Raw genomic sequence first — 17,981 nt, forward strand, 5'->3', positions numbered from 1 at the left:
ATGTCTCCTTGGAATTTGATTCCATACTGCATCCAAACGAGGCGGCGGCTTAGTACCAGTCAGGAACTTTCGATGGCTCCAAGGGGGTGAGATGAGTTATCGCGGCGCTTAATTCGAGGCTCGAAAGCACCTCAAACGCCGCTCCTGCGCCGCGCCCCGAGCCACGCGGCCAGCTTCGCAAACAGCGTCATGTCGGGCGGCACGGATAGATCGACCGCGAAGTGATGCCGGTAATACGGGCTCAGATCCAGCCCCACGCCCAGCCCGAGCACTTCGACCCGGCGCGCCGCCTCGTGCCTGGCGGCCACTTCGCGCAGATGCTGATCGAGATAATTGGAATCGTTGGCCTGCGCGGTGGCGCTGTCCATCGGGCTGCCATCGGAGATCACGACGAGGATCCTTCTCGCCTCGTCACGCGCCATCAGGCGCGAGCAGGCCCAATCCACCGCTTCGCCGTCGATGCCCTCGCGAAACAGATCGGCCTTGAACAGCGCCGCGATATCGCCGCGCGCGGCGCGCCAGCTCGCATCGCCTTCCTTGAAAATCATGTGGCGCGCTTCGCTGAGCCGGCCCGGATGGCGCGGCCTGCCCTTCGCGAGCCAGTCGAGCTTCGCGCGGCCGCCGTTCCATGCGCCCGTCGTGAAGCCGAGCACTTCCGTCACGACGCCCGCCATGCCGAGCGCCCGCACGAGCACGTCGATCATCACCGTGACGGGCTCGATGCTCGCCTTCATCGACCCCGAGCAGTCGATGAGAAAGCTCACCGCGCAATCCGCATGCGGCCGCTCTCGCTCGCGCCTGAACACGCGCCGCTCATTCGGCGATGCAACCACTTGCGCGAGGCGCCTGCCGTCGATGCGCCCGTCTTCCTCGCCGAACGACCAGCCATCGCGGCGCGGAACCGTGATCGACGCCTGCAACAGGCGCGCGAGACGCGGCACGCTGATATGCCGCGCGGCGATCAAATCGTCCAGACGTTCGCGATACTCGCGCAGCAATGCGGCGCGGATCAGCGTGGCGGGGCGAACGGTGTCGTCGTAACGCGTCGTGAAGATGCGATAGTCCTCGCCGGAAGCATCGCGCGCGCTGCTGTCGCCGCTCGCCGCGAGCGCGAGCCGTTCGATATCGCCTTCTTCATCGTCGATATCGAACCATGTGCCGAGCAGGGTGCGCGCGGGTTCATTTTCGTCGTCATCGGACGATGCATTGCTTTCGACGAACGCATTGCGCGCGTTGCGCACCATCGAGCCGACGTGCTGCGCGATATCCAGCGCATGCGCCGCAAAGGCGCGCTGATCGCCGCAATGCCGCCGCATGCCCGCGAGCGCCTTGCCGAGCGGCGGCGCGAGCGCCATGCGCGTCGCTTCGATGAGCCCTTCCGTTTCTTCGAGCACCGCGCGGCCCGACAGGCGCGAGGCGGCCATTTGCGCAACCGTGTAGATCAGCAAGCCGATGTCGCTGTCGAGCAGGCCCGCCGCGTGGCACGCGCGCGACCATGCGTCGAAGCGATGCCGCACGTTGCGCTTCACGCCTTGCAGACCAGCGCTCACGCGCGTTTCGCAGCGCAACTGTTCGAGCATGTCGAAGACGACGCGTTCGACGGCGTCATCCGGCGCGAGCGCACGATGCAGCGCCGCATCCGAATACGCGATGCGCAGCGCGGACGCATCCGCCGCGCCGCGCGCCGACGCGAAGTCTTCTTCGTCGCGATGATCGCCGCGCAAGTGCGGCGCGTGCATCCGCACGGGCCGCAAGTGCCGGTACAGCGTGCCGCCGCGATAGTGCAAGGCTTCGTCGCCGGTCAACGCGCGCACGGTCGCGGCACACAGCGCATCGCGACGCGCAGGTTCGCGCGGGCCGCTCATTTCGCCGTCTCGTCGTGCCATTGCGAGGGCGTGTCCAGTTCCTCGCCGAACGCGCGCTGAAAATATTCCGCGACGATCGGCCGTTCCGCTTCGTCGCATTTGTTGAGGAAAGTGAGACGCAGCGCGAGCTCCGGATCGCGGAACACCTCGCAGTTTTCCGCCCAGCTGATCACGGTGCGCGGCGACATCAGCGTCGAGAGATCGCCCGCCTGAAAGCCGCGCCGCGTGAATCCGGCCATCGCGACCATCGAATCGACGAGCGCGCGCCCCGCTTCGTGATCGAGCTGCGGCACGCGCGCGAGCACGATGCGCGCCTCTTCCTCGCGCGACAAATAGTTGAGCGTTGCAACCACGTTCCAGCGGTCGATTTGCGCGTGATTCAGCATCTGCGTGCCGTGATACATGCCGTTCAGATTGCCGAGACCGATCGTGTTGGTCGTCGCGAACAGCCGAAAGAAACGATGCGGCCGGATCACGCGGTTCTGGTCGAGCAGCGTGAAGCTGCCGTCGCGCTCCAGAATGCGCTGGATCACGAACATCACGTCGGGCCGGCCGGCGTCGTATTCGTCGAAAACGAGCGCGACGGGCCGCTGCAGCGCCCACGGCACGATGCCTTCCTGAAACTCCGTGACCTGCACGTCGTCGCGCACGACGATCGCATCCTTGCCGACGAGATCGAGGCGGCTCACGTGGCCGTCGAGGTTCACGCGCATGCAGGGCCAGTTCAGGCGCGCCGCCACCTGTTCGATGTGCGTCGATTTTCCGGTGCCGTGCAGCCCCTGAACCATCACGCGCCGGTTGAACGCAAAGCCCGCGAGGATCGCGAGCGTGACCTCGGGATTGAAACGATACGCCTCGTCGATTTCCGGAACGTGCGCGTCGCGCGCGCCGAACGCGGGCACGTGCAGATCCGAATCTATACCGAAGAGCGTACGCACTGAAACCTGCCGGTCCGGCTCATCCAACCCTGTGTCGCGCATCATCGCCTGACTCCCTGTTGCGGTTTTCGTCGAGGCTCAAGCATAACCACTATCGTTTTTCGGAACAAATCATTTCGTTTATTTTTATCCATTCGACCTATATAACGGCGTTCGGCACCTCATTTAAAATAATGTCGAACGAAATCATATGGAAACATGCCGATGGACAAGCCCGACACGCCCACGCTGCGAGCCTTCGCGCTGCTCGAATATCTGGTCCAGGCGGGCAACCCCGTGTCGCTGACGGACATGGCGGATGACATGGGCATGCCGAAGCCGTCGCTGCACCGCATGCTGGCGTCGCTCGAAGCGGGCGGCCTCGTGATTCGCGAGCCCGGCGACAAGAACGCGTACGTAGTCGGCCCACGGCTCGCTCAGCTCGGCCTCAACGTGATGACGCACGCGGGCGCGCGGCGGCTGCGCCATGCGATTCTCACGCGGCTCGTCGCGGATCTCGGAGAGACCTGCAACCTCACGATGCTGCACGAGAACGAAGTGCTGTATCTCGACCGCGTCGAAGCGCCGTGGCCGCTGCGCCTCGATCTGAAGCCCGGTTCGCACGTGCCCGTGTGGTGCAGCGCGAGCGGCAAGCTGCTGCTCGCGCTCCGGCCGCGCGAGGAACGCAATGCGCTCGTGCGCGCGATGAAGCTGGAGCGCTACACCGCCAACACGATCACCGATACCGAAATGCTCGAAGCCGAGTTCGATCGCATCGCGAAGAAAGGCGTCGCGATCGACAACGAGGAATTCGTGCAGGGCATCGTGTGCGCGGCGGCGCCGATCGTCGATGCGAACGGCACCTGCATCGCCGCCATCGCCGTTCACGCGCCGGTATCGCGCACGCCGCTGTCCCGCGCGCTGGAAATGGTGCCGCGTCTGAAGGAAGCCGCCATCGAGCTTGGCAAGACGTTCTAGATAAAACTGCAACCGCTTGTTCCGAAAATTCTGGCGTCGGACGGCGGATTGCGCGTAAAGTAACCGTAATCTGAAACCATTTGTTCCGATTCCGGTTCATGCGCGACGCCCATCCATCCGATCCTGCCGAGCCCGCCGGCGACGAAGCGCGCACGCTTCGGCCGCTCGCGGTGCTCGAACAACTGGCCGCGGCCGGCCATGCCTACACGCTGTCGCAACTCGCGGCGCGGGTGCGCATCCCGAAGGCGACGCTGCTGCGCCTGATCGATTCCCTCGAAGCGCAGGGCTACGTCACGCACATGCCCGACTCGCGCGGCACCGACCGCGGCATCGCACTCGGTCCGCGCGCCGCCCAGCTTGCCCTCGCGACGCTTGCCAACAATTCGTTCACGCGCGCGTGCCGCTCGATCCTGCGTTCGCTCGTCGATGTGATCGGCGAAAGCTGCAACCTCACCGCGCTCGACGGCGATACGGTGCTCTATATCGAGCGCGTCGAGACGGCCGAGCCGCTGCGCCTGCACATGCAGGCCGGCATGCGCGTGCCGCTGCACTGCACCGCGAGCGGCAAGCTGTTCCTCTCGCAGATGCCGCTTGCCGAGCGCCGGCAGATACTCGGCCGCCTCGCGCTCACGAAGCGGACCAATCGCACGCTGACCGATCCCGCCTTGCTCGAAGGCGAACTGGACCGGCTCGCCGCGCGCGGCATCGGCATCGACAACGAAGAGTTCGTGCTCGGCATGGTCGCGGTCGCGGTGCCCATCGTCGATGCGGCGAGCGGGCGCGTGCTGGCGTGCCTTGCGGCGCACGCTCCGACTGCCCGCGCCAATCTCAACGATCTGCTTCAGGCGGTGCCGCAACTGCGTGAAACCGCCGTGAAGCTCGCGACGCTCATCGACGCGTCCGGCGGACTGACGCTCATGGCGCGCCAGCGTCCCGCCGCACGCTAGCTCCCTCCTCCTTCCGAAAAATCCCGCCGACGCCCGCCGCACGGGCCGCCGGCGGCGACGCACGCGCCAAAGCGCCCTGGCATTCCGATTTTTTTAGAGACGATTCATTCCATTTATTTGAAAAATAGATTGACGCCGAAATCGGCTCGTCCTACGATGTATTCACGATACAAATTTCGGAACCAAATGTTCCGCTTTATTTTCACCGGAGACACTCATGAGCGAGCACGACCAAGCACGTCCCTCCAAGACCACCCTCGCCGCCACCAGCGCGACGCCCAGCGGTCCGCAGGCGATGACCCCGTCAGAAGCCTTCGTCGAAACGCTCGCCGCCAATGGCGTGACCGAAATGTTCGGCATCATGGGTTCGGCGTTTATGGATGCGATGGACATCTTCGCCCCCGCCGGCATCCGCCTCATTCCGGTCGTGCACGAACAAGGCGCGGGCCACATGGCCGACGGTTACTCGCGCGTGTCGGGCCGTCATGGCGTGGTGATCGGTCAGAACGGCCCGGGCATCAGCAATGCGGTGACGGCAATAGCGGCGGCGTACTGGGCGCATAGCCCGGTCGTGATCGTGACGCCCGAAGCCGGCACGATGGGCATCGGGCTCGGCGGCTTCCAGGAAGCGAAGCAACTGCCGATGTTCCAGGAATTCACGAAGTATCAGGGCCACGTCACGCATCCGGCGCGCATGGCCGAATTCACCGCGCGCTGCTTCGACCGCGCGATGTCGGAAATGGGCCCGACGCAGCTCAACATTCCGCGCGATTACTTCTACGGTCAGGTGAAGGTCGAGATTCCGAAGCCGCAGCGGCTCGACCGCGGCCCCGGCGGCGATCAAAGCCTGAACGAAGCCGCCGATCTGCTCGCGCAAGCCAAATTCCCCGTCATCATCTCGGGCGGCGGCGTCGTGATGTCCGACGCCATCGAGGAATGCAAGGCGCTCGCCGAACGGCTCGGCGCGCCGGTCGTGAACAGCTATCTGCATAACGACTCGTTCCCGGCGAACCATCAATTGTGGTGCGGCCCGCTCGGCTATCAGGGCTCGAAAGCCGCGATGAAGCTGCTCAGCCAGGCCGATGTCGTGATCGCGCTCGGCTCGCGTCTCGGGCCGTTCGGCACGCTGCCGCAACACGGTCTCGACTACTGGCCGAAGGAAGCGAAGGTCATCCAGATCGACGCGGATCACAAGATGCTCGGCCTCGTGAAGAAGATTTCGGTCGGCATTTGCGGCGATGCGAAGGCGACCGCCATCGCGCTCACGCAGCGTCTCGCGAATCGCCAGCTCGATTGCGACGCGACGAAGGACGCCCGTGCGAAGACGATCGCCGATGAAAAGGCCGCGTGGGAGAAAGAGCTCGACGAATGGACGCACGAGCGCGACCCGTACAGCCTCGACATGATCGAAGAGCAGAAGAACGAGAAGCCGTTCAGCGGCGGCCAATATCTGCATCCGCGCCAGGTGTTGCGCGAGCTCGAAAAGGCGATGCCCGAAGACGTGATGGTCTCGACCGACATCGGCAACATCAACTCGGTGGCGAACAGCTATCTGCGCTTCAACAAGCCGCGCAGCTTCTTTGCGGCGATGAGCTGGGGCAATTGCGGCTACGCGTTCCCGACGATCATCGGCGCGAAGGTCGCGGCGCCGCACCGTCCGGCTGTCTCGTATGCGGGCGATGGCGCGTGGGGCATGAGCCTGATGGAAACCATGACGTGCGTGCGCCATAACATTCCGGTGACGGCGGTCGTGTTCCATAACCGTCAGTGGGGCGCGGAGAAGAAGAACCAGGTGGACTTCTACAACCGCCGCTTCGTCGCCGGCGAACTGGACAACCAGAGCTTCGCCGACATCGCGAAGGCGATGGGCGCGGAAGGCATCGTCGTCGACAAGCTGGAGGACGTGGGCCCGGCGCTGAAGAAGGCCATCGATCTGCAGATGAATCACGGCAAGACGACGATCATCGAGATCATGTGCACGCGTGAACTCGGCGATCCGTTCCGCCGCGATGCGCTCGCGAAGCCGGTTCGCATGCTCGACAAGTACAAGGACTACGTCTAAGTCCTGCGCGCCGCCCCGTCTTCCGGGGCGGCGATTTCTTCTCACCGGAACGAGTCCGCCATGAAAGCCATGCATCGCATCATCGATCAGGCTCGCGACCTGCCGATGCGCATCGTCCTCTCCGAAGCCGAAGACACGCGCGTGCTTCAGGCGGCGCAACGCGCGCACCAGGAAGGCATCGCGCGTATCGTGCTCGTCGGCGCGAAGGCGCGCGCGTACCAGATCGCGGATGGCGCGGGCATCGATCTCGAAGGTATCGAACTGGTCGATCCTTCGCATTCGCCGCTCTCCGCGCGCTTCGCGGAAGAACTTTTCGCGCTGCGCGAGAAAAAAGGCATGACACCCGAAGCGGCGCGCGCCGCCGTGCTCGATCCGCTGTGCTTCGCGAACCTGATGGTGCGCACGGGCGAGGCGGACGGCTCGGTTTCGGGCGCGGTCAACACGACCGCGGATGTGGTGCGCAACGCCATCCAGATCATCGGGGTGCGTGAGTCGTTCAAGCTCGTCTCCAGCTTCTTTTTGATGATGCTGTGCGAGCCCTTCCATACGATGAAAGGCGGTCTCATCTTCTCCGATTGCGCGCTCGTCGTGGAGCCGAATGCGGAGCAGCTCGCGGAAATCGCGATCGCCGCCGCCGACAGCGCGCGCAATCTGCTGATGGAAGATCCGCGCGTCGCGATGCTGTCGTTCTCGACGAGCGGCAGCGCGCATCATGCGGCCGTCGACAAGGTGGTCGATGCGACCCGGCGCGTGAAGGAAGCGCGTCCCGGCCTCGCGATCGACGGCGACGTGCAGCTCGATGCCGCGATCGTCGCCGAGATCGCGCAGCGCAAGGTGCAGCACTCGCAGATCGAAGGGCACGCGAACACGCTGATCTTCCCGAGCCTCGAAGCGGGCAACATCGGCTACAAGCTTGCGGAGCGCATTGGCGGCGCGAAGGCCATCGGGCCGCTTCTGCAAGGGCTCGCGAAGCCCGCCAACGACCTGTCGCGCGGCTGCAGCGCCGACGACATCTATCACGTCATCGCCGTGACGTGCGTGCAGGCGCAGGCGGCGCGGCATCGAACGCGCTGATACCGGATACGCATCATGGATACGCGAGCCGAAACCGAAGCGTTCATCGAGCCGGAATCGACGGACAACGCGCCGCTTGCCGATCAGTCGGCGCGCGCGGAAACGCCCACGCTGCGCGCGTTCAGCGTGCTCGAACATCTCGTGGCCGCGAAGGGCGCGCTCTCGCTCGCGGAACTCGCGAGCATCATCGGGCAGCCGAAGGCCTCGCTGCACCGCATGCTGCAATCGCTCGAAGCGGGCGGTTTCGTCGCGCGCGAGCCGGGCCAGAAGAACGCCTACGTGATCGGCCCGCGCCTCGAACGTCTCGGCATCGACGTGATGATGCATAGCGGCGCGCGGCGTCAGCGGCACGCGATTCTGGAGCGTCTCGTCGCCGATCTCGGCGAAACCTGCAATCTGAGCATGCTGCACGATACGCAAGTGCTCTATCTCGACCGTTGCGAGTCGCCGTGGGCGCTGCGGCTGGAACTCAAGCCCGGATCGCACGTGCCCGCGCATTGCAGCGCGAGCGGCAAGCTGCTTCTCGCGATGATGCCGCGCGACGAGCGTTCCGCGCTGATCCGCGCGATGCGGCTCGAACGCTTCACGCCCAACACCTTCGACGAACCGAATCTGCTCGAAGCGGAGCTGGATCGCATCGCGCACAAGGGCATTGCCGTCGACGATGAGGAATTCGTGCTCGGCATTGCGTGCGTCGCGGTGCCCGTGTTCGATTCGCGCGGCAAATGCATCGCGGCGATCGCCGTGCACGGGCCGGTGTCGCGCATGACGCTGTCGCGCGGGCTCACGTTCGTGCCGCGCTTGCAGGAAGCGGCAGCGGCGCTCGCGGATACATTCTGACGCGCCGCAACAAAATACTTCGGATACCCAATTAACGCGCGATTCTGAATCGAATTTTGCAGTTTCCGTTTCACTTTCGCGGGCTTCCGCGTTTTTCTCTTGGCTTCCTGGCCGCCATCTTCCACATTGAACGCAAGAAGAAGATTCCAGGAGACAAGCGTCATGCAGCACGAAGTCGATTACGTCATCGTCGGTGCGGGCTCGGCGGGCTGCGTCCTCGCGAACCGGCTTAGCGCCGATCCGCGCAACACGGTGCTGCTTCTCGAGGCGGGCGGACCCGATACGAACCCGTGGATTCACGTTCCCGTCGGCTACTTCAAGACGATGCACGATCCCGAGCTGGACTGGTGCTATCGCACGGAGCCGGATGAAGCGGTGGCCGGACGCCGCATCGACTGGCCGCGCGGCAAGGTGCTCGGCGGATGCAGTTCGCTCAACGGGCTGCTTTACGTGCGCGGCCAGCGCGAAGACTACGATCGCTGGGCCGAACTCGGCAACACGGGATGGCGCTTCAACGACGTGTTGCCGTACTTCATGAAGTCGGAGGATCAGGAGCGCGGCGCGAGCGCGTATCACGGCGTGGGCGGTCCGTTGAAGGTGTCGGACTTGCGCCTGCGCCGCCCTATCGCGGATCACTTCATCGCGGCGGCGCAGGAAATCGGCATTCCGTTCAACGATGACTACAACGGCGCAACGCAGGAAGGCGTCGGCTATTTTCAGCAGACCGCGCACAAGGGCTTTCGCTGGAGCACCGCGAAAGGCTTTCTCAAGCCCGTGCGCGACCGCCGCAATCTGATCGTGCGGACGCGCGCGCAAACGCGCAGTGTGCTCTTCAACGGAAAGGAAGCCGTCGGTATCGAGTACGTGCACGAAGGCGCGGTGAAGACGGTGCGTGCCCGCGTCGAAGTGATACTTGCGGCAGGCGCCATCGGCTCGCCGCAAATCCTGCAGAACTCGGGCGTCGGTCCGGCCGACGTGCTGAACAAGGCGGGCGTGCAGGTCAGGCATGAACTGGCGGGCGTCGGCCAGAACCTTCAGGATCATCTGCAGGTGCGGCTCGTCTTCAAGACGCGCGAACGCACGCTCAACGACGAAGTCAACAATCCGCTCAAGAAGGCGCTGGTCGGCCTGCAATATGCGATCTCGCGCACCGGCCCGCTCACGCTCGCGGCCAGTCAGGTCGCGATATTCACGCGCTCGTCGCCGGATGTCGCGCGGCCCGACATCCAGTTTCATATGCAGCCGCTTTCCGCCGACAAGCCCGGCCAGGGCGCGCATCCGTTTTCGGCGTTCACGTCTTCGGTGTGCCAGTTGCGCCCGCATAGCCGCGGAAGTGTGGAGATCCGCTCGAACGATCCGCTGCACTATCCCGCGATACACGCGAATTATCTTTCCGACGAACGCGATCACCCGGTCGTGATCGGCGGCATTAAAGTGGCGCGCCGCATTGCCGCCGCGCCGTCGCTCGCGCGGCATATCGTGTCGGAATTCATTCCCGGTGCGGCGTATGCAACCGATGCCGAACTGCTCGACGTCGCGCGCAAGTTCAGCCAGTCGATCTATCACCCGGCGGGCACTTGCAAGATGGGTAGCGATGCGCGCGCCGTCGTCGACGAACGGCTGAAGGTGCGCGGCATCGGACGCCTGCGCGTGGTCGATGCGTCGATCATGCCGGAGCTCGTATCGGGCAACACGAATGCGCCCGTCATCATGATCGCGGAGAAAGCCGCCGACATGATTCTCGAAGACCAGCGCTATCAGCACGTCACGCGCGTGGATGAAGCAAACGTAAGCATGATCGAAAAACGCATGGCCCATGAAGGGCACAAAGGCTGAACACAAGCCCAGTGAAACATCACGGAGACAAACCCATGAACGCACTGCCCCGAACCGATGGCAAGCAGATGAGACGCGTCGTCGTTGCAAGTCTGATCGGCGCGACGATCGAGTGGTACGACTTCTTCTTATACGGCGTGGTCGCCGGCATCGTCTTCAACAAGCTGTATTTCCCGAGCGGCGATCCGCTGATCTCGACGATGCTCGCCTACGGCACGTTCGCCGTCGGCTTTCTGAGCCGGCCGCTGGGCGGCGTGATTTTCGGCCATTTTGGCGATCGCCTCGGCAGAAAGAGCATGCTCGTGATGACGCTCACGATCATGGGCGTCGCAACGGTATTGATCGGCATGGTGCCCACCTATGCGCAGATCGGCATCTGGGCGCCATCGCTTCTGCTGTTCCTGCGCGTGCTGCAAGGCATCGGGCTCGGCGGCGAATGGGGCGGCGCGGTGCTGATGGCGTTCGAATACGCGCCCGAGAACAAGCGCGGCTTTTACGCGAGCATTCCGCAGATCGGCTTGGCGCTTGGGCTGTGTCTTTCATCGGGCGTGGTCGCGGGCTTGTCGCTCGCGCTGACCGATGCGCAGTTCCTCGCGTGGGGCTGGCGTCTCGCGTTTTTCCTGTCGTTCGCGCTCGTCGTCATCGGCATGTATATCCGCCTGAACGTGATGGAGACGCCGGAATTCGCGCGCATCCAGAAGACGGGCAGCGAGGCGCGCATGCCGATCGTCGATGTGCTCGCGAAGTATCCGGGCAACACGATCGCGGGGATGGGCGCGCGTTTCATCGACGGCGTGTTCTTCAACGTCTTCGGCGTGTTCTCGATTTCGTATCTCACCGGCACGCTGCATCTGCAACGCACGGATGCGCTGCTCGGCGTGATGGTCGCCGCGTTCGTGATGATCTTCACGATTCCCTTCTTCGGGCGGCTCTCGGATCGCATCGGGCGCGCGCGCATCTACTTCTGGGGATCGCTCGCGACGGGACTCTCGGCGTTCTTCGGCTTCTGGCTCATGAAGCACAGCGGCGGCAACACGATGCTCGCCTGGCTCGCGGTGGTGATCCCTTTGGGCGTCGTGTATGCATCGATCTACGGGCCGGAAGCCGCGCTCTTCTCCGAGCTTTTCGATGCGAAAGTGCGCTATTCGGGCATCTCCTTCGTGTATCAGTTCTCGGGCATCTTCGCGAGCGGCATCAGTCCGATTGTCGCGACGTGGCTGCTGCAGCGCAATGGCGGCGATCCGTGGATGATCGCGGGCTACTGCATGGCTGCCGGCGTCATCAGCGCGCTCTCGGCGGCGTGGGTCGGATTGCGGCAACGTCGCGAACTGGCGTTTTCGGTGAGTTGATCACCTAATATGCAAACATCGCGATACTTTTGAAGGAGACATGCATGCCCGCCCGGCCAACCGCCACGCTTTGGGCGCAGCTTTTCGAGCGCTCGCGGGTCTCGGGGATGAGCTTGCAGAACCAGATCCGCCAGATGATCGTCAACGCGATTCTGAGCGGTCATATCGCGCCCGATTCCGCCTTGCCTTCCAGCCGCGAGCTCGCGGACCAGCTCAACGTATCGCGCAATACCGTGGTGCTCGCGTATCAGCAACTGGTCGAGGAAGGCTATCTCGTGTCGCGCGAGCGCAGCGGCCATTTCGTGAATCCGGCAACCGATGAATTGCAGCGCGGCTTCACCGCGACGGGCCTGGCCGACACGCCCGCCGCGCCGACGCCGCAAGGTCATCCCGACTGGAGCGCGCGCATCCGGCATGCGCCGTCGCATCAGCGCAATATCGTCAAGCCTTCGAACTGGCAGAGCTACGAATATCCCTTTATTTACGGGCAATTCGATACCGAGCTCTTTCCCACGAACGACTGGCGCGAGAGCTGCATGCACGGCCTTTCGGTGATGGAAATCCGCAACTGGGCGCCCGATCTCATCGAACGCGACGACGAAACGCTCGTCGAGCAGATTCGCACGCGCGTGCTGCCGCGCCGCGGCGTGTTCGCGATGCCCGACGAGATCGTCGTCACGAACGGCTGCCAGCAGGCGCTTTATCTGATCGGCGATCTGCTGTGCACACCGCAGACGAAAGTCGGCATGGAGAACCCCGGTTATCCCGATGCGCGCAACATTTTCCAGCATCACAGCGCGCAGATCGTGCCGATTCAGGTGGACGATGAAGGCGCGGTCATCGACGACGAAAGCCTGCTTGCGCCGTGCGATTACGTGTATGTCACGCCGAGCCATCAATGCCCGACGACAGTGACGATGCCGATCGAGAGGCGGCGCAGATTGCTGGATTTATCGGTGAAGCACGACTTCATCGTCGTCGAAGATGACTACGAGAGCGAGAACTCGTTTTCCGGCACGCCGCATCCGGCGCTGAAAAGCCTCGATACGGCGGAGCGCGTCGTGTATATCGGCTCGCTGTCGAAGACGCTCGCGCCCGGCCTGCGGCTCGGCTATATCGTCGCGCCGCGCACGCTGATCCGCGAGTTGCGCGCGCTGCGCCGCTTGATGATCCGCCATCCCGCCGCGTACATTCAGCGCGCCTTCGCGACGTTTCTCGCGCTCGGCCATCACGATACGCTGCTGCGCAAGCTCGGGCGCGTCTACAAGGAGCGCGCCGAAGTGCTGATGGATGCGCTCGCCGCGCATCTGCCGGAGTTGCGCGCATCGAAGGTGACGGGCGGCGCGTCGTGCTGGGTCGAAGGTCCGCCCTGGCTCGACGCGACGCGCCTCGCCAAAGACGCGCAGGCGCTCGGCGTGCTGATCGAACCGGGCAACGTGTTCTTCGCCGATCCCGCCGATGGTCAGCGCTGCTTTCGCATGGGCTTCTCGGCGATACGCGCGGAGCTGATCGAGCCGGGCGTGCGGGCGCTGGCTCAGGTCGTGCAGCAGCGGCGCCCTTGAGTTTCGTCGTTCACTTCCACGGCGCCATCGCGTGAAAGACGCCGTCGCGCCGGATGAGCGCATGAAACAGCGCGGCCGCAAGATGCACGACGATCAACGCGAAGAAGCACAGCGCGAGGAAGCGATGCGCGTTCCATAGCAGCGTATGCAGCGAATTGCTATGCGGCAGCAGAGAAGGCACGCGCACGCCGAACACGACGACCGGATAATCCGCCGCCGACAACATGCCATAGCCGAGCAGCGGCAACGCGATCATCAGCGCATAGAAGGCGAGATGCGAGAGGATTGCGGCGAGCTTCATCGGCTCGGGCATGTCGGCGGGCAGCGGCGGCGCGCCGCGCGTGATGCGCACCGCGAGACGGATCAGCGCGAGCACGAGTATCGCGATGCCGAGCGGCTTGTGTATCGATACGAGCGTCAGATAGTCGGGCCGCACCGTCGATACCATGCCGACGCCGATGAACAGCATCGCGAGAATGCATATCGCCATGATCCAGTGCAGCGCGCGTTGCAGCGGCGAGAACCGTGTGTGAATCGCGTTCATGGCTTGGCTCCTTGCGCGGGCGTGTGCGGATAGTCCTTGTCCTCGGCGGTGCGTGCATTGAACGATACCGAGTAAGCGGCGGAACGCGCGGCGGGGAACGGATCGTCGGATACGCGCATGCCCGATGGCAGCACGGTCGGATCGAAGTTGAGGTCGCGGCACGGCCCGTCGGGCTCCGGCTCGATCGTCTTCACGACGAGCGTGCCCACCTCCACCGTGTGGCGGTCTTCCGGCCAGGCCTTGCTCGGGTCGGCGGTGGGGTCGCCGGGATTGGCGACCGTGACGACCATGGCCCAGCGCTGCGGCCCGCTCTTCACGCGCTCGGTGATGTCGGCATCGAGGAAATTGTCGCCCTTCTTCTTCAGTTCATCCGGCGTTACGTTCTCGGGTTTCGCGGCTGGAACGAACGACCAGCGCACCGTCTGATCCTGCCCTTCCGCGTTCGTGAAGACGAAGCTGTTGAGGCTGTTGTAGCGTTCGTCCGCGTACGAGGGCGTCCACGGCGCGCTGCCCGCCCATGCGCCGAACGCGCCGATCTCCGGATGCGCGGCCGCGAACTTCTGCATGGACTCGGGATCGCTCTTGTTGGCGAGCGCGCGTTGCAGATCGTAGAAGGCTTGCGGCGTGGCGACGGGGAAGAACGGCGCGTCGATCATCGCGGAGCGCCACTCGCTGTTGTCGGGCATCACGATGCGCAGGCTGAGGCCGCGCACCCGCGCCATGGCATCCGATGCCTTCGGATCGGGCGTGGCGAGATTGAAGCGCCCGGTGACGGGGTAAGTGCCCGAGGCGAACATTCTGGCTTTGGAGAGCGCCGCGCCGGAGCCGTTGGATTCGAAATCGCCGCTGAAGCAGATGCCTTTCGCGTGATTGCGCCTGAAGCCCGGCACCGCGCCGCCGGGCGGCGCAAGGCTGCCGACGATTTTCGCGGGCGTGAGGCGGTGTGGCGACAGCCAGCCCGCCGTGTAGGCAAATGCCGCGACCAGCGCGACGACGATAGCCGCGATGAGGATCAGCGCGGGCAGGGGCGAGCGTGAGGACGCGGGTTTGTCAGTCATCGTAGTCTCTCGGACAGCGATTCTGGTGGGGGGTAATCTAGCAGCGTGAGGGGAATCGTGCCAGCAATGGGGGAAACGTGCAGAGACCCTGCCGGGCGGGGTCGTTCGAAGTGAACCCCGGGATGTTCGGAGGATGGCCAGCTTTGGCGGCCGGTTGCGGCTGCATGCAGCGAATACGGCAGCTATGGCATGGGGCTACATAGCGGCGCAAGCGGTTCAATCACGAGAAGACCTGACGGCTGAAGGCAATCAGACATCACCCCGCCTTCAACACCCGCAACCCCACCCCACTCCCCGCCTCTTCCTCCCCCACCGCCTCCTTCACCTCGCGCATCGACAAATACCGCAAACAGCACACCCTCAGAAACGAAGCGAAATTCGTCGGCACCTCGCCGCGCAGCGCAACGAGTTCGTCGTAAAGCTTCACGGCGAATTGACTCGTCGTGAGATTCTCGCGTCCGGCGATTTCCTGCAGCACGTCCCAGAACAGATTTTCGAGCCGCACGGTGGTGATCACGCCATGAATGCGCAGCGAGCGCGTGCGCGATTCATAGAGGATCGGATCGGCGTTGATGTACACCCGGCACATGACGATAGCCCTCCAGCAAAGCGGGCCGTCATGCGCGCGCATGACGGCCAGTCAGACAAATTACGCCCCCGCACATTCACCCGCAATCGCGTCAAACCCTGCGTTGTTTCATCTGATTCGCGATGTAATCCGCCTGGCGAATGGCGAGCGTGACGATCGTGAGCGTCGGGTTTTCGGCGGCGCCCGTGGTGAACTGGCTGCCATCGGAGATGAACAGGTTCGCCACTTCATGCGTCTGGCCATGCGGATTGCACACGCCGTCCGCGGCTTTCGCGCTCATGCGCGCGGTGCCGAGATTGTGCGTCGACGGATACGGCGGCACGATATACGTCGCCTTCGCGCCCGCCGCCTCGTACACCGCGCTGCCCTGCTTGTACGCGTGCTCGCGCATGGCTTCGTCATTCGGATGATCGTCGAAGTGGACGTTCGGCACCGGCAAACCGTACTGATCCTTCACGTTCGTATTGAGCGTGATGCGGTTCGATTCGCGCGGCATGTCCTCGCCGACGATCCACATGCCCGCCGTGTACTGATACTGGTCGAGCGCCGCCGTGAAGTTCGGGCCCCACGCGCCGGGATCGAGAAACGCCGCATAGAACGGCAGCCCGAGCGAGATCGTCTCCATGTGATAGCCGCCCGCGAAGCCGCGCTTCGGCTCGAACACGGCTTCATCCTCGATGATGCCGGCCATCGTCGTGCCCTTGAACATCTCGACCTTGTCGTTGAACACGCCGTAGACCGAGCCGGTCGTGTGCCGCATGTAGTTGCGGCCGACCTGTCCGGAACCGTTCGCGAGGCCGTCGGGGAACTTGCTCGACTGCGAATTGAGCAAGAGGCGCGGCGTCTCGATCGCATTGCCCGCCACCGCGACGACGCGCGCCCGCTGACGTTGCAGCTTGCCGTTCGCATCGTAGTAGACGACGCCCGACACCTTGCCGCGCGCATCGTGCTCGATCTTTACGACATGCGCCTCGGTGCGCAGCTCCATGTGGCCGGTCGCCTGCCCGCGCGGCAGCTCCGTATAGAGCGTGGACCACTTCGCGCCCATGCGGCAGCCCTGAAAGCAGAAGCCGCGCTGGAAGCAGTGCGTGCGGTCGTCGCGCACCACGCTGTTGATCGCCATGTGGCCGGTGTTGCAGTCCTTGTAGCCGACCTTCGCCGCGCCCGCCGACATCACCTTGAAGTTGTTGTTGCCCGGCAGTCCCGGCAGGCCGTTGGTGCGCGTCACGCCCATCTTCTTCTCGGCGCGGTCGTAGTACGGGTCGAGCTCCGCGCGCGTGATGGGCCAGTCGAGCAGATTGGCGCCCTGCACGTCGCCATACGTGGTCTTCGCCTTGAACTCGTGCGGCTGGATGCGCAGGCTCGCGCCCGCCCAGTGCGTCGTCGTGCCGCCGACCGTCTTGCAGACCCACGCCGGCAAGTTCGGAAAATCCTTCGCCACGCGCCACGAGCCAGAAGTCGTGCGCGTGTCCAGCCATGAAAGCATCTTGAAGGCGTCCCACTCCGAGGTGGAGAAATCGCCTTGCGTATGCAGCTTGCCCGCTTCGAGCACGACGACGTCGATGCCCTTTTGAGCAAGCTCGTTGGCGAGCGTGCCGCCGCCCGCACCCGATCCGATGACGACGACGACATTGCCGTCGCTGTGCTTGAACTGCACCTTGTTACCCTGATCCATGTTCGGTCTCCGCTCGTGGTTGCTCAGCTATCGGTCGGGATGGGACCGCTCGCGCCCGCGGGCGGATCGGGCAGCCACGAAAGGCTGTTGAAGCCCTGATGCAGATACCCGCCGTCGCCCTTCGATGCGCCGTAGCCGAAGTGCGCATACGCCATCGGATTGCTGTACAGCGAGACCACGGCGGTGCTGCGCACGGTCGCGAAGAACGGCGTGCCCGCGAGCGCGGCGACGTCCTGCGCCTTGTCCTTCGCGCTGCGCTTCGTCCAGTCGGAGCCGGCTTTGGCGTCGAGCTGGGCGACGCCATCGGCGAGTTGCTGGCGCACGGCCGGATCGGCTTTCGCCTTGGCGTCGAGATCCTTGACGACGAGCGCATAGACGGCGTCGTCTAGCGTCGCGTGCGGATAGATCTGCCGCGTGACCTGCAGAAGCACTTCGCCCTGATGCGTGTCGAGCCCTTGCATTTCGAGCGCCCAGACGCGGCTCGGCGCGAGGGTCGCGAAGATCGAAGTCGCCGCGATCGTGCCGACGAGCACGCCGGTGCCGCGCAGGAATTCGCGCCGCGTCAGTGCGATCTTCGGGGGGGCGATTTCATCATGGTCGTGATGAGGTCCACCGTCGTGCGCGCGCCGCTCGCCGACGATCGGAATGATCGTGTCTCGCATGTCTCTCTCCTTGTGGGGCACTG

Annotated in this window: 15 protein-coding genes; 8 read left to right on the forward strand and 7 right to left on the reverse strand. The window is 64.3% G+C overall.

What is annotated here, in order from left to right:
• Positions 1–131: 131 nt before the first annotated feature.
• Complete coding sequence (locus AWB70_RS27660) at positions 132–1,865, reverse strand: cobaltochelatase CobT-related protein (protein ID WP_053570831.1); 1,734 nt, start codon at positions 1,863–1,865, stop codon at positions 132–134.
• Positions 1,862–2,848: an AAA family ATPase gene (locus AWB70_RS27665; protein ID WP_200826445.1), complete on the reverse strand. Its 987-nt coding sequence runs from the start codon at positions 2,846–2,848 to the stop codon at positions 1,862–1,864. Before AWB70_RS27665 ends, AWB70_RS27660 begins: the two co-directional genes overlap by 4 nt.
• Positions 2,849–3,007: 159 nt before the next feature.
• Between AWB70_RS27665 and AWB70_RS27670 the strand changes: the two genes are divergently transcribed.
• From AWB70_RS27670 to pdxR, 8 genes are all read left to right on the forward strand, one after another.
• Positions 3,008–3,760, forward strand: coding sequence for an IclR family transcriptional regulator (locus AWB70_RS27670; RefSeq protein ID WP_014193826.1), 753 nt, complete (start codon positions 3,008–3,010; stop codon positions 3,758–3,760).
• Positions 3,761–3,858: 98 nt separating this feature from the next.
• Positions 3,859–4,707, forward strand: coding sequence for an IclR family transcriptional regulator (locus AWB70_RS27675; RefSeq protein WP_053570832.1), 849 nt, complete (start codon positions 3,859–3,861; stop codon positions 4,705–4,707).
• Positions 4,708–5,002: 295 nt separating this feature from the next.
• Positions 5,003–6,769: a sulfoacetaldehyde acetyltransferase gene (gene xsc / locus AWB70_RS27680; protein ID WP_053571051.1), complete on the forward strand. Its 1,767-nt coding sequence runs from the start codon at positions 5,003–5,005 to the stop codon at positions 6,767–6,769.
• A gap of 60 nt (positions 6,770–6,829) precedes the next feature.
• Complete coding sequence (pta, locus tag AWB70_RS27685) at positions 6,830–7,843, forward strand: phosphate acetyltransferase (RefSeq protein WP_053570833.1); 1,014 nt, start codon at positions 6,830–6,832, stop codon at positions 7,841–7,843.
• A gap of 15 nt (positions 7,844–7,858) precedes the next feature.
• Positions 7,859–8,683, forward strand: coding sequence for an IclR family transcriptional regulator (locus tag AWB70_RS27690; protein WP_235024367.1), 825 nt, complete (start codon positions 7,859–7,861; stop codon positions 8,681–8,683).
• 162 nt (positions 8,684–8,845) lie between these two features.
• The gene (locus tag AWB70_RS27695) at positions 8,846–10,519 is read left to right on the forward strand and encodes a GMC family oxidoreductase (RefSeq protein WP_053570834.1); all 1,674 of its coding nucleotides are present in this window, start codon (positions 8,846–8,848) and stop codon (positions 10,517–10,519) included.
• A gap of 35 nt (positions 10,520–10,554) precedes the next feature.
• Positions 10,555–11,868: an MFS transporter gene (locus tag AWB70_RS27700; RefSeq protein ID WP_045456083.1), complete on the forward strand. Its 1,314-nt coding sequence runs from the start codon at positions 10,555–10,557 to the stop codon at positions 11,866–11,868.
• A 44-nt stretch (positions 11,869–11,912) separates the two neighbouring features.
• Positions 11,913–13,430: a MocR-like pyridoxine biosynthesis transcription factor PdxR gene (gene pdxR, locus AWB70_RS27705; protein WP_045456080.1), complete on the forward strand. Its 1,518-nt coding sequence runs from the start codon at positions 11,913–11,915 to the stop codon at positions 13,428–13,430.
• A 10-nt stretch (positions 13,431–13,440) separates the two neighbouring features.
• Here pdxR and AWB70_RS27710 read toward each other — a convergent pair whose 3' ends face one another.
• From AWB70_RS27710 to AWB70_RS27730, 5 genes are all read right to left on the reverse strand, one after another.
• Positions 13,441–13,974 carry a cytochrome b gene (locus AWB70_RS27710; RefSeq protein ID WP_045456078.1) on the reverse strand — a complete coding sequence of 178 codons (534 nt, stop codon included), beginning with the start codon at positions 13,972–13,974 and terminating at the stop codon, positions 13,441–13,443.
• Complete coding sequence (locus AWB70_RS27715) at positions 13,971–15,032, reverse strand: catalase family peroxidase (protein ID WP_053570835.1); 1,062 nt, start codon at positions 15,030–15,032, stop codon at positions 13,971–13,973. The genes AWB70_RS27710 and AWB70_RS27715 overlap by 4 nt, the downstream gene beginning before the upstream one ends.
• A 256-nt stretch (positions 15,033–15,288) precedes the next feature.
• Positions 15,289–15,621 carry a ribbon-helix-helix domain-containing protein gene (locus AWB70_RS27720; RefSeq protein ID WP_014193836.1) on the reverse strand — a complete coding sequence of 111 codons (333 nt, stop codon included), beginning with the start codon at positions 15,619–15,621 and terminating at the stop codon, positions 15,289–15,291.
• Between the two features lie 91 nt (positions 15,622–15,712).
• Complete coding sequence (locus tag AWB70_RS27725) at positions 15,713–17,296, reverse strand: GMC family oxidoreductase (RefSeq protein WP_053570836.1); 1,584 nt, start codon at positions 17,294–17,296, stop codon at positions 15,713–15,715.
• Positions 17,297–17,319: 23 nt separating this feature from the next.
• On the reverse strand, positions 17,320–17,958 hold the full coding sequence (locus AWB70_RS27730) for a twin-arginine translocation signal domain-containing protein (protein ID WP_053570837.1): 639 nt from the start codon (positions 17,956–17,958) through the stop codon (positions 17,320–17,322).
• Positions 17,959–17,981 lie beyond the last annotated feature (23 nt).

It is taken from the genome of Caballeronia cordobensis, from assembly GCF_001544575.2.
Taxonomy (GTDB): Bacteria; Pseudomonadota; Gammaproteobacteria; order Burkholderiales; family Burkholderiaceae; genus Caballeronia; species Caballeronia cordobensis.

Bases quoted from the DNA above. Each gene is read 5' to 3' on its own strand.
- AWB70_RS27720 (WP_014193836.1), bottom strand. From the start codon at position 15,621: ATGTGCCGGGTGTACATCAACGCCGATCCGATCCTCTATGAATCGCGC.
- AWB70_RS27725 (WP_053570836.1), bottom strand. From the start codon at position 17,296: ATGGATCAGGGTAACAAGGTGCAGTTCAAGCACAGCGACGGCAATGTC.
- AWB70_RS27700 (WP_045456083.1), top strand. From the start codon at position 10,555: ATGAACGCACTGCCCCGAACCGATGGCAAGCAGATGAGACGCGTCGTC.
- pta (WP_053570833.1), top strand. From the start codon at position 6,830: ATGAAAGCCATGCATCGCATCATCGATCAGGCTCGCGACCTGCCGATG.
- AWB70_RS27675 (WP_053570832.1), top strand. From the start codon at position 3,859: ATGCGCGACGCCCATCCATCCGATCCTGCCGAGCCCGCCGGCGACGAA.
- AWB70_RS27665 (WP_200826445.1), bottom strand. From the start codon at position 2,848: ATGATGCGCGACACAGGGTTGGATGAGCCGGACCGGCAGGTTTCAGTG.
- AWB70_RS27690 (WP_235024367.1), top strand. From the start codon at position 7,859: ATGGATACGCGAGCCGAAACCGAAGCGTTCATCGAGCCGGAATCGACG.
- xsc (WP_053571051.1), top strand. From the start codon at position 5,003: ATGACCCCGTCAGAAGCCTTCGTCGAAACGCTCGCCGCCAATGGCGTG.
- AWB70_RS27670 (WP_014193826.1), top strand. From the start codon at position 3,008: ATGGACAAGCCCGACACGCCCACGCTGCGAGCCTTCGCGCTGCTCGAA.
- AWB70_RS27695 (WP_053570834.1), top strand. From the start codon at position 8,846: ATGCAGCACGAAGTCGATTACGTCATCGTCGGTGCGGGCTCGGCGGGC.
- AWB70_RS27715 (WP_053570835.1), bottom strand. From the start codon at position 15,032: ATGACTGACAAACCCGCGTCCTCACGCTCGCCCCTGCCCGCGCTGATC.
- pdxR (WP_045456080.1), top strand. From the start codon at position 11,913: ATGCCCGCCCGGCCAACCGCCACGCTTTGGGCGCAGCTTTTCGAGCGC.
- AWB70_RS27660 (WP_053570831.1), bottom strand. From the start codon at position 1,865: ATGAGCGGCCCGCGCGAACCTGCGCGTCGCGATGCGCTGTGTGCCGCG.
- AWB70_RS27730 (WP_053570837.1), bottom strand. From the start codon at position 17,958: ATGCGAGACACGATCATTCCGATCGTCGGCGAGCGGCGCGCGCACGAC.
- AWB70_RS27710 (WP_045456078.1), bottom strand. From the start codon at position 13,974: ATGAACGCGATTCACACACGGTTCTCGCCGCTGCAACGCGCGCTGCAC.